This is a genomic window from Acidovorax sp. sif0632 (genome assembly GCF_019218805.1).
GTDB lineage: Bacteria > Pseudomonadota > Gammaproteobacteria > Burkholderiales > Burkholderiaceae_C > Acidovorax > Acidovorax facilis.
In genome coordinates this window covers 1,116,713-1,128,151 of sequence record NZ_JAHUWW010000001.1, presented here as the reverse complement: position 1 = coordinate 1,128,151, position 11,439 = coordinate 1,116,713, and the positions used below count along the sequence as shown (strand labels likewise).

The 11,439-nt window shown below is 64.3% G+C and carries 9 protein-coding genes and 1 pseudogene; 8 read left to right on the top strand and 2 right to left on the bottom strand.

Annotated features, from left to right (window positions below):
• Nucleotides 1–132 (top strand): annotated as a pseudogene (locus KW832_RS05055) (IS481 family transposase); the annotation flags it as partial.
• On the opposite strand, the gene KW832_RS05050 reads toward KW832_RS05055, so the two are convergent.
• Nucleotides 95–1,402 carry a DUF6531 domain-containing protein gene (locus KW832_RS05050; RefSeq protein ID WP_218298470.1) on the bottom strand — a complete coding sequence of 436 codons (1,308 nt, stop codon included), beginning with the start codon at nucleotides 1,400–1,402 and terminating at the stop codon, nucleotides 95–97. The pseudogene KW832_RS05055 and the gene KW832_RS05050 sit on opposite strands and share 38 nt — an antisense overlap.
• 422 nt (nucleotides 1,403–1,824) lie before the next feature.
• Nucleotides 1,825–4,614, bottom strand: coding sequence for a phosphoenolpyruvate carboxylase (gene ppc, locus KW832_RS05045; protein ID WP_218298471.1), 2,790 nt, complete (start codon nucleotides 4,612–4,614; stop codon nucleotides 1,825–1,827).
• A 132-nt stretch (nucleotides 4,615–4,746) separates the two neighbouring features.
• On the opposite strand from ppc, the gene hemC reads away from it, so the two are divergent.
• The 7 genes from hemC (at nucleotide 4,747) to KW832_RS05010 (ending at nucleotide 11,331) form a co-directional block, all read left to right on the top strand.
• Nucleotides 4,747–5,685 (top strand): hydroxymethylbilane synthase, encoded by a 939-nt coding sequence (hemC, locus tag KW832_RS05040; RefSeq protein ID WP_055401658.1) that lies wholly within the window; start codon nucleotides 4,747–4,749, stop codon nucleotides 5,683–5,685.
• Between the two features lie 11 nt (nucleotides 5,686–5,696).
• A complete protein-coding gene (locus KW832_RS05035; RefSeq protein ID WP_218298472.1) occupies nucleotides 5,697–6,503 on the top strand; it encodes a uroporphyrinogen-III synthase in 807 nt (268 codons plus the stop codon).
• On the top strand, nucleotides 6,500–7,645 hold the full coding sequence (locus KW832_RS05030; RefSeq protein WP_199727025.1) for a uroporphyrinogen-III C-methyltransferase: 1,146 nt from the start codon (nucleotides 6,500–6,502) through the stop codon (nucleotides 7,643–7,645). The genes KW832_RS05035 and KW832_RS05030 overlap by 4 nt, the downstream gene beginning before the upstream one ends.
• A gap of 135 nt (nucleotides 7,646–7,780) precedes the next feature.
• Nucleotides 7,781–9,058 carry a heme biosynthesis protein HemY gene (locus KW832_RS05025; protein WP_218298473.1) on the top strand — a complete coding sequence of 426 codons (1,278 nt, stop codon included), beginning with the start codon at nucleotides 7,781–7,783 and terminating at the stop codon, nucleotides 9,056–9,058.
• Between the two features lie 354 nt (nucleotides 9,059–9,412).
• Nucleotides 9,413–9,997: a cytochrome b gene (locus KW832_RS05020; RefSeq protein WP_218298474.1), complete on the top strand. Its 585-nt coding sequence runs from the start codon at nucleotides 9,413–9,415 to the stop codon at nucleotides 9,995–9,997.
• A gap of 95 nt (nucleotides 9,998–10,092) precedes the next feature.
• On the top strand, nucleotides 10,093–10,668 hold the full coding sequence (locus KW832_RS05015) for a YceI family protein (RefSeq protein ID WP_218298475.1): 576 nt from the start codon (nucleotides 10,093–10,095) through the stop codon (nucleotides 10,666–10,668).
• A gap of 84 nt (nucleotides 10,669–10,752) precedes the next feature.
• Nucleotides 10,753–11,331, top strand: coding sequence for a YceI family protein (locus KW832_RS05010; RefSeq protein WP_218298476.1), 579 nt, complete (start codon nucleotides 10,753–10,755; stop codon nucleotides 11,329–11,331).
• Nucleotides 11,332–11,439: the final 108 nt, after the last annotated feature.

Sequence of the window (11,439 nt, the reverse complement as noted above, 5' to 3'; positions counted from 1 at the left end):
TTGTACAACCACCAGCTACCGCTGTCAGCGCTCAAGAGCAGTACGCCGATGCAGGCGATGAAAGAGTGGTACCAGACCCACCCGCACCTGTTTCTCAAGCGACCATATGATCGTCCGGGATGCGACAGCTAACAGAGGTTGCTGGGCGCTTTTCTCCCGATGCCGGGGCCAGTGATATTCCCGAATAGAGCATCAAGTTAAATCTGGGTGAATATGAAAGCTTTCTTCTTGTCCCCAGAGGGTCAGTCACCCAGAAATTATCCGTCTCTGCAGGCTGAACCTGGTATCGATTCACACCGCTTGCGGACTCCGTCGCAGTAGCCCACCCCTCGGCGTCATATTGAAACGTGGAAATCCTCGTGCGATTTTCATCCAACACACCTGTCAGCAGCCCAGGCGCGGACGCTAGTTCATACAAATACTCTATTGCATTGCCATCGGCTTTACGAACAGCAATTAATCTATCTCGATCATAGACAAATGAAACCGCTTGGCCGCTGGAGCTACGCACGGATTCAATTTTATCAGAGGCATCATAGAAAAACTCCAGCGAACGCCCAAAATTATTCTCTACCCGAAGCAGCTTGATTTCATCCTTGTAAAAATAGTCAGTGGTCCAGCCATTTCTTTGGGTCTGCCGGACGATTCGACCTTTGCGATTGAAAATATATTGCTTTTCTTGCTCCATATCATCAAACGACCAACCACCATTTGGCTGAATAGTTAGGCTATGAAGCGAATTTCTTGCAATATAAGACCCGCCATTTTTTCGAAAGAAGTAATGATGTGATCCATCAGGCATCTGTATGCGAATCTGATCAAAAGCACCCCCCTCGTCCTTGCGAACTCGCGTATATGTGAGATTGAAATCATGATTATGAAGCCACCCTGCGCCTATATCACCCTTGTGCAGGTTCTCGTAGTGCCCCCAAAACCACAGCACCGCATCGCGAACACGGTGGCTGCGATAAAACCGCGTGAATTCAAGCGCATGAGGACGTTCGTCAACCAGGTCTTTTACAATTTCCACCTTCTCACGAATCGACGGCACAATAGGATTGCCAACCTTACCTGCATTACAAAGATCGCAAGCCATCGGATAGCGAGCGGTACTGGCCATACAGCCCGATGAATTGATATCAGAGAAATATGCCCCCGCAAAAGGCGTACACTGGGCAGTTCGATCACCCCAAATATCGGCAATATAATCAGTAGGCCCCGTGCAGCGCCCCGTACTGTCAGCGACAGATATTTTTGCAAGCAATCGACGCTTTGTTCTTAAAGGCTGTCGCGACTGAACAAACGTATCTGCCACAACAATTTCTTCAGGACCAACTTCGTGAGTTACACCACAAAGTTTTGTCGCTCCCCTGGTCCAAAATGCTATGGTGCTCTCAACCACCTCTTGCACTGTCGGAAAGAATGACCCACTGGGAATCCCAGAGCGGTAAACCCAATCCGTAAATTCAGTGGGATGGAGAAGACAGTGATTCCGCCCTTTCGAATTTGTTTCAAGACAAACCGAATCGTACCGAGTTTGGGCAGCAACATTGCCAATTGATCCAGCAGAAACCGCCAACCCTATCAAAATCAATCGTGCAACTCTGCTTTTGAATAATTTTTTGAACAAAAAAAAATTGTTGCAGAAAAATAAATCCTCATACGACCCTCTCCATTTTATTTCTTGCCTTGCAACTATTCTTAAATAGGCTGCCTATTTTTGCCACCCATTAGGCCCTACGACTTTGCGCATAGCTGCGGATTCCGCCGCATTTCGACCATGAAATGGGAATACCCAGCCACCCGCTGCAGCGCGATCCTGGTTTATCCCGTATTCCTCAACCCCGCAGCAATCCCATTAATGGAAATGTGAATCCCCGTCTGCACCCGTTCATCCCCCTGCCCCGCGCGCCAGCGGCGTACCAGTTCCACTTGCAAGTGGTGCAGTGGGTCGATGTACGGAAAGCGGTGTTTGATGGAGCGGGCCAGGGCCGCGTTGTGCGTGAGGCGCTGTTTTTCGCCGGTGATGCGCGTGAGGGCATCGGCCGTGCGGTGCCATTCGGCTTCGATGCTGGTGAACACCTTTTTGCGCAGGCGCGCGTCGGTGACGAGTTCGCTGTAGCGTGAGGCCAGGGCCAGGTCGCTTTTGGCCAGCACCATGTCCATGTTGGACAGCAGCGTGCGGAAGAACGGCCATTGGCGGTACATCTTTTGCAGCAGGGCCAGCTGGGTCTTGGGGTCTTTGCCTTCCAGGTTCACAAACGCATCGACGGCCGAGCCAAAGCCGTACCAGCCGGGCAGCGTGAGGCGGCACTGGCCCCAGCTGAAGCCCCAGGGGATGGCGCGCAGGTCTTCGATCTTCTGGCTGGCCTTGCGGCTGGCGGGGCGGGAGCCAATGTTGAGCTCGGCGATCTCGCGGATGGGAGTGGAGTTGAAGAAATACTCGGTGAAGCCCGGGGTTTCGTACACCAGCGCGCGGTAGCTGCCCATGCTGGCCAGCGAGAGCTGCGCGGCGGCGTCCAGAAACGCCTTGGTGGCGGGCTTGGTGGGCTGCAGCAAGGTGGCTTCGAGCGTGGCAGCCACCAGGGTTTCGAGGTTGCGGCGGCCGATCTCGGGGTTGGCGTATTTCGACGCGATGACTTCGCCCTGCTCCGTCAGGCGGATCTGGCCGCGCACGGTGCCGGGGGGCTGGGCCAGGATGGCCTGGTAGCTGGGGCCGCCGCCACGGCCCACGGTGCCGCCCCGGCCGTGGAACATGCGCAGCTGGATGCCGTGGCTGGTGGCCAGTTCGTCAAACAACTCCACCAGCGCGATCTCGGCGCGGTACAGCTCCCAGTTGCTGGTGAAGATGCCGCCGTCTTTGTTGCTGTCGCTGTAGCCGAGCATGATGTCCTGCTCGCCACCGCTGCGCTGCACCAGGGCAGCCACGCCGGGCAGTGCATAGAACTCGCGCATGATGGGCGCGGCATTGCGCAGGTCTTCAATGGTTTCGAACAGCGGCACCACGATGAGGTGGTTCCTGGACTCGGTGTCCAAGGTTCCATTCATCAGGCCCACTTCCTTTTGCAGCAGCAGCACTTCCAGCAGGTCGCTCACGGTTTCGGTGTGGCTGATGATGTAGTGGCGGATGGCTTCGTGGCCGAAGCGCTCGCGCATGACGCGGGCGGTTTCGAAGATGGCCAGCTCGCCCTTGGCATGGGCAGAGTATTCGGCACCCACCACGCGCAGCGGGCGTGCGTCGTTCAGCAGCTTGATGAGCAGGGCGCGCTTGGCGGCCTCCTGCAGGCTTGCATAGTTGGGCTCAATGCGCGCCTTGGCCAGCAGCTCGGCCACCACTTCTTCGTGTTTGTCAGAGCTTTGGCGCAAATCCACCGTGGCCAGGTGAAAGCCGAACACCTGCACGGCGCGGATCAGCGGGTGCAGGCGCTCTGCGGCCAGGGCTTCGCCGTGGTGCGACTTCAATGACGCTTCGATCACGCGCAGGTCGGCCAGGAACTCCTCGGCACTGGCATAGGCGTTCTGCGGCGCCACGGCATGACGCGCGGCTTCGCCACCGGTCAGATCCTTGAGCGATGCGGCAAGGCGCGCATAGATGCCAGTCAGCGCACGGCGGTAGGGCTCGTCCACGCGGTGTTCGTTGGTGTCGGGCGAGCGCTGGGCCAGGGCCTCCATCTCGGCGGACACCTGCACCAAGCGGGCCGACAGCGACAGCTCGCCGCCCAGGTAGTGCACTTCGGTCAGGTAGTGGCGTAGCGCCACCTCGGCCTGGCGGCCTAGGGCGTATTGCAGGGTCTGCGCGGTGACGTTGGGGTTGCCGTCGCGGTCGCCGCCGATCCACTGGCCCATGCGCAGAAAGCTGTGCACGGGGTACTGGCCCAGCTCGTTTTCGAGGTCGGCATAGATCTTGGGGATCTCGCGCAGAAAGGTGGCTTCGTAATACGACAGCGCGTTCTCGATCTCGTCAGCCACGGTGAGCTTGCTGTAGCGCAAGAGGCGCGTTTGCCACAGCTGGGCCACGCGGGCGCGCAGCAGGGCTTCGTTGGCGGCCAGCTCGCGGGGGGTGAGCGCGTCTTTGGCGCTGTTGTAGAGCTGGGCGCGCACCTGGATGTCGTCGCGCGTGGCCAGCAGCTGGGCGATGTCGCGCTCGGCATCCAGAATGCTCTTGCGCTGCACTTCGGTGGGGTGGGCGGTGAGCACGGGGGCCACGTAGCTGCCCGCCAACGTCTGTGAAATCGTCTTGGGCGCAATGCCGGCCCAACGCAGGCGCGACAGGGCGACTTCGATGCTGCCCTCTTGCGTGTCGCCCGCGCGTTCGTGCACGGCGCGGCGGCGGATGTGGTGGCGGTCTTCGGCCAGGTTGGCCAGGTGACTGAAGTAAGTGAAGGCGCGGATCACGCTCACCGTCTGGTCGCCCGACAGGGACTTGAGCAGCTTCTTGAGCGCGCGGTCGGCCTCCTGGTCGGCGTCGCGGCGGAAGGCCACCGAGAGCTTGCGCACCTGCTCGACCAGTTCGTAGGCGGCCACGCCCTCCTGGTCCCGGATCACATCGCCCAGAATACGGCCAAGCAGGCGGATGTCGTCAATCAGGGGCTGGTCCTTGTCGGATCGTTTCATGGTGCGTGGGTCTCCGGAGGTGGGTAGGTGACCTGGCGCCGCTTGCCCCCGCGTCCCCCGGGGCGCACCGGCCCCAGTGCGGGCGCATGCTAGCATCGCCCGCCCCTGAATGATTACAAACAGGTTACGAACTTGAGCCTCGCCCATTCCCCCCTTTCCATCGTCATTGCCACCCGAGAGAGCCGCCTGGCGCTATGGCAGGCAGAGCATGTACAGGCTCTTTTGCGCGCACAGGGCCACACGGTGGAGCTGCTGGGCATGACCACCAAGGGCGACCAGATCCTGGACCGCTCGCTCAGCAAGGTGGGCGGCAAGGGCCTGTTTGTGAAAGAGCTGGAAGTGGCGCTGGAAGAAGGCCGCGCGCACATTGCCGTGCATTCGCTCAAGGACGTGCCCATGGAGCTGCCCGAGGGTTTTGCCCTGGCCTGCGTGATGGAGCGCGAAGACCCGCGCGATGCGTTTGTCTCACCCAACTACCCGAACATTGATGCCCTGCCCCAGGGCGCGGTGGTGGGCACCTCCAGCCTGCGCCGCCAGGTGCTGCTGCAGGCCCTGCGGCCCGACCTCAAGATCGAACCCCTGCGTGGCAACCTCGACACCCGCCTGCGCAAGCTGGACGAAGGCCAGTACGACGCCATCGTGCTGGCGGCTGCGGGCCTGAAGCGCCTGGGGCTGGAATCCCGCATCCGCGCCACGTTTGCGCCCACGGCCATGCTGCCCGCAGCGGGCCAGGGTGCCTTGGGCATTGAAGTGCGCAGCGACCGGCAAGACCTGATCGCAGCACTGGCCCCGCTGGCCCACCAGCCCACCTGGCTGACCGTGGCCGCAGAGCGCGCCGTGAGCCGCGCCATGGGCGGCAGCTGCTCCATGCCGCTGGCCGCGCACGGCACGTTCACCGATGGCGTGCTGCAGCTCGACGCCGCCTGGGGCGACGTGGACGCGCAGGCCCCCCTGGTGCGCGCAGCGGCCAGCGCCGCCGTCTCCACGCTGGCGCAGGCCGAAGCACTGGGCGACGCGATTGCGCAGCGCCTGCGTGCCGGTGGCGCACGGGGCGCAGAACCCCTGGTTTGAACGCGCATGCCATGCCCCGGGTGATCGTCACGCGGCCCGCACGCGAGGCTGCGCACTGGGTACAGCTGCTGGGCGCGCGTGGTGTGGATGCCGTGGCCCTGCCGCTCATCGCCATCGGCCCCTGCCGTGACGCGGCAGCAGAGCAAGCACTCACCCAGGCGCATGCCCGGCTTGCACAGTACCGGGCCCTGATGTTTGTCAGTGGCAATGCGGTGTTTCATTTTTTTGAGCCAAATAAGGCCCTAGCGCTTGATGGACAAGCGCTAGCAGCTATTAAAATAAGAGCATGGGCACCTGGCCCCGGCACGGCACGTGCGCTGGAGCAGGCCGGTGTGCCGCTTGGCTGCATCGACGGCCCCGCAGCGGATGCCCCCCAGTTCGACTCGGAAGCGCTGTGGCAGCAGGTCTCTGGGCAGATCCGGCCCGGCGACCGCGTGCTGATCGTGCGCGGGAGGTCCAACGGGGTCCACGAATCCGCCCAGGGCAGCGGCCGCGACTGGCTGGCGCGCCAGATCGAGGCGGCGGGCGGCACGGTGGAGTTTGTGGTGGCCTACCAACGCGGCGCACCGCATTTTTCAGCGCACGAGGTGGCGCTGGCGCAACAGGCGGCATGCGATGGCTCCATCTGGCTGCTGAGCAGCTCTGAAGCCGTAGCCCACCTGGCCGAGGCCCTGCCCGGCCAGCACTGGGGCGCCGCGCACGCACTGGCCACCCACCCGCGCATCGCCGAAGCGGCCCGCGCAGCGGGCTTTGGCACCGTGCGGGAATGCCGTCCGGCGCTGGAGGATGTGGTGGCCTCGATAGAATCGGCCGCATGAGTTCCGTGCCCCCCAACGATCTGCCCCCCGCACCCACTGCAGCGCCCATGGCGGCACCTGCCGCGGCACCCGTGGGCGCACCGGCCATGGGCCCGGCAGCCTCGCCATCCCCTCCAGCACCCACCCCGGGCCGGGGTGGCGCCGTCACCCTGCTACTGGGCGCGGTGGCCGCTGCCGCGCTGGTCAGCAGCGGCATGCTGTGGCAAAAGCTCAGCGCCATTCAAGAGCAACTTGCCCGTCAGTCCGCAGACTCGGGCGCGCAGGCCATCGAGGCCCGCACCATGGCCCGCCAGGCCGAAGAACTGGTGCGCGAGACGGCAGCCCGCCTGTCGGTGGCCGAAGCGCGGGTGAGCGAAGTGGCGCTGCAGCGCAGCCAGCTCGAAGAACTCATGCAAAGCCTGTCGCGCTCGCGCGACGAGAACCTGGTGGTGGACATCGAATCGGCCATCCGCCTGGCGCAGCAACAGGCGCAGCTCACCGGCAGCCTGGAGCCCCTGGTGGCCGCGCTCAAAAGCGCCAACCAGCGCATCGAACGCGCCGCCCAGCCCCGCCTGGCCCCCGTGCAGCGCGCCATTGGCCGCGACCTGGACCGCCTGACCCGCGCCACCGTGACCGACACCGCCGGCCTGCTGGCCCGCCTGGACGACCTGGTGCGTCAGGTGGACGAGCTGCCCGTGCTGAACGCCGTGGCCCAGGCGGCCGCCACACGCCGCCTGGCAGCCACACCCGCTCCCACAAACACGCCACCGCTCAACCAGGGCGACCTGGCCTGGTGGCAGGCAGCCCTGCAGCGCAGCTGGGAAGTGGTGCGTGACGAGGCCCGGGGCCTGGTGCGCGTGAGTCGCATCGACCAGCCCGAGGCCATTTTGCTGGCGCCCGAGCAGACCTTCTTCCTGCGCGAGAACCTCAAGCTCAAGCTGCTCAACGCCCGCCTGGGCGTGCTGGCGCGCCAGTTCGAATCGGCCCGCGCCGACCTGGCCGCCGCCAACGCTGCGCTCAACAAATACTTTGACCCGGCATCGCGCCGCACGCAGAACGCTGCCAGCACGCTGCAGACCGCCCAGGCCAGCATGAAGGCGGCCGAGCAGCCGCGCCTGGACGAAACGCTCTCTGCGCTGGCAACAGCTGCAGCCGGACGATGAATCCCCCCCTGAGTCGCTTCGCGCCTTCCCCCCAAGGGGGACGCCCCCAGCGCGGCGGGGCGGCCCTTGCGCGGGGGCGCGGGTCTGCGGGCGCGCCCGCGTCGCAGGTCGGGGCCGGAGCGATGGATTACTGATATGCGTGCAGCACTTTGGCTTTTAGCGTTGTTTGGCGTGGCGGTGGCCGCCGCGCTGTTTGCGGGCAACAACCAGGGCACCGTCACCCTGTACTGGCCGCCGTACCGCATCGACCTGTCGCTGAACCTGGTCGTGCTGTTGCTGGTGGGCGGGTTTGTCACCGTGTACGCCGCGCTGCGCGCCCTGGCGGCGCTGCTGGAGCTGCCCCACCAGGCCCGGCGCTGGCGCGTGCAGCAAAAGGAGCGCGCCATGCACGCGGCCTTGCTGGACGCCCTGACGCACATGCTGGGCGGGCGCTTCATCCGCTCGCGCAAGGCCGCAGTGGCTGCGCTGTCGCAAGAAAACGCGCTGGCCACCGCTGGCGAGGCCGTGCCCCACGGCCGCCAGTTGCGCGCACTGGCCCACATGATTGCGGCCGAGGCCTCGCACGCGCTGCAAGACAGCGCCACGCGCGAAAGCCATCTGCAGGACGCCCTGCAAGAGGCACCGCTGCGCGGCACCGTGAACGAGCAGGAAATGCGCGAGGGCGCCCAGATGCGTGCCGCCCGCTGGTCGCTGGACGACCGCGATGCCAACGCCGCGCTCGACCGCCTGGCCGCCCTGCCGCAGGGTGCCGCCCGGCGCACGCTGTCGCTGCGCATCAAGCTCAAGGCCACGCGCCTGGCACGCCAGACGCAGGAGGCGCTGGACACCGCACGCCTGCTGGGCAAGCACCGCGCCTTCTCGCCCGCTGCGGCCCAGAGCATCGTGCGGGGCCTGGCCATTGAACTCATCAACAGCGCACACGACACCGCGCAGCTGCAGCAGACCTGGATGTCGCTGGAATCGTCCGAGCGCAGCATGCCCGAGCTGGCCATCCACGCCGCGCAGCGGCTGGCAGCCCTGGGCGGCGACGCGACGCAGGTGCGCGCCTGGCTGCTGCCCGTGTGGGACCGCATGGTGGACCTGCCCGACGCGCTGGCCGAACACCACGCGCTGAAGCTGGTGCGCGCACTCGAAGCCGGGCTGGACGACCTCGACGCCCCCTGGCTGGCGCGCATCGAATCGGCCTACCAGGGAAATCCCCGCGACGCACGCCTGCAGTACCTGGCGGGCATGGCCTGCCTCAAGCGCCAGCTGTGGGGCAAGGCCCAGCAGTTGCTCACACAGGCGGCGCAGCAACTGGGCGACACCAGCCTGCGGGCCAGCGCCTGGCGCCACCTGGCCGAGCTGGCAGAAATACGCGGCGACGACAGCGCCGCCGCCGAGGCCTGGAAGAAGGCCGCGCTCGGCCGGTAAACGGCCGTGTATGCAGGGCTGCGCTTCCAGGCGCGGGGGCTGCCCTTTACGTCAAAAAAATCGCATCCTGCCCAGCCCGCGACGCTCTGGGCCGCACCGAACCGGGGCATCCCTGGTGAATCCGCCGCCCTCACACCCCATCGGATACACGCGGGTGCAACGTGCACAGCATTGGGGAACTTTGAGCGCTCAGGCCTTATCAATTCATTTTTTTTGAATTAAAGCATCAATCTGCCTGAAGCCGAATGCGGCAACGGCTTCCTACACTGCCCCATCGCTTGACGGATGTCAGCCCCGAACGGGCTGGCGACCCCGCCCGGCGCTCCGTCCAACAGCCCCACGTTTCCTCTCTTCATGACTGTTTCAGCCACCGCCACCCGCACCGCTGCCGACGCACCGCCTCGCCGCTATACGCGCACCGCCATGCTTTTGCACTGGGTGCTGGGCCTGGCACTGATTGGCCTGTTTGGCGTGGGTATTTACATGACCGGGCTGCCGTTCTCGCCGCAGCGGCTCAAGCTCTACAACTGGCACAAGTGGGCGGGGGTCACCATCCTCGTGCTGTCGGTGCTGCGCCTGCTGTGGCGCGTCACGCACCGCCCTCCCGCGCTGCCGCCAGCCATCGAAAACACCATGCCGGGCTGGCAAAAGCTGGCGCACCACGCCACGCACGGGCTGCTGTACACGCTGTTTTTCGCCGTGCCGTTGATTGGCTGGGCCTACAGCTCGGCAGCAGGCTTTCCCATCGTGTTTCTGGGCCTGTGGCAGTTGCCCGACTTCGTGCCCGTGAGCAAGGAGCTGGCCGAGGCGATCAAACCCTGGCACCAGTACACCGCCTTTGCGATGGCGGGCCTGGTGGTGCTGCACATCGCAGGCGCGCTCAAGCACCAGATCGTGGACCGCGATGGGCTCATCGCCCGCATGCTGCCGGGCAGATGAAACACCCCTGAGTCGCGTGCATGGCGGGGCAACGCACCGCCCTCCAGATCATGGATCTGGTTTTCACTTTCTGTCTTTTGAACGGAGTTTTTTGCATGAACCTGTCTTCCCAACTGTCTCGCACCCTCCTGGTGGCCGCCTTTGCCTTGAGCGCGCAGGCCGCACTGGCCCAGCAGCAACTGGTCCCCGCCCAGAGCGAGGTGCAGTTCACCGCGCGCCAGATGGGCGTGCCGCTGGATGGCCATTTCAAGAAGTTCAGCGCCCAGGTGGCGTTTGACCCCGCCAAGCTGGCCACGAGCAAGATCGCCTTCACCGTAGACACCGGCAGCGCCACGCTGGGCTCGCGCGAAACCGATGCCGAGCTGCCCAAGCCCACCTGGTTCAACGTGCCCAAGTTCCCGCAGGCGCAGTTCGAATCCACGGCCATCAAGGCGCTGGGCGGCGGCAAGTTTGAGGTGGCGGGCAAGCTCACCATCAAGGGCACCGCGCAGAACGTGGTAGTGCCGGTGACGTTGACCCAGAGCGGCCCCACCACCACGGCCACCGGCACGCTGCCCATCAAGCGGCTGGCTTTCAAGATTGGCGAGAACGAGTGGGCCGACACCTCGATGGTGGCCGACGACGTGACCGTGAAGTTCAAGCTCGCATTGACAGGCGTGAACAAGCTTTGACCGGTTGCCAACGGCAGCCCCGCCCCTTTCACCCCACTTTCCCCTGGTTCGTTTCGTAGTTCCTCTTTTTAAGGAGTCTTTTCCATGCGCAAGTCCCTCTTCTCCCTGCTCGCCGTGGCCGCTGCCACCGCAATGACCGCTGGCGCTGCCCAGGCCGCCAACTACGCCATCGACCCCACGCACACCTTCGTGACGTTCGAGATCGGCCACTTCGGCGCATCCACCAACCGTGGCCGCTTCGACAAGAAGCAGGGCTCGGTCGAGTTTGACCGTGCCGCCAAAACCGGCAAGGTGGACATCACCATCGACACCACCTCGGTGAATACCGGCACGCCTCCCTTTGACAAGCACCTGCAAAGCGCCGATCTGTTTGACGCAGCCAAGCACCCCACGATCAAGTTCGTGTCCGACAAGTTCAGCTTCACCGGCGACAAGGTCAGCGAAGTGACCGGCCAGCTCACGCTGCTGGGCAAGACCGCGCCCGTCACCCTCAAGGCCACGCAGTTCAACTGCTACGACAGCCCCATGCTCAAGCGCGAAGTGTGCGGTGGCGACTTTGAAACCACCATCGACCGCACCCAGTGGGGCATGAACTACGGCGTGGAATGGGGCTTCCCCAAGAACGTGCGCCTGGTGGTGCAGATTGAAGCTGTGAAGCAGTAATCCACCATCGGCAGGCACGCGGGCTGCTCGCCCCTGAAGGGCGGCTGCTGCGCGCCAAACCCACGGGCCACCCCTGCGTTCACGCAGCGGGTGGCTTTTTCATGCACG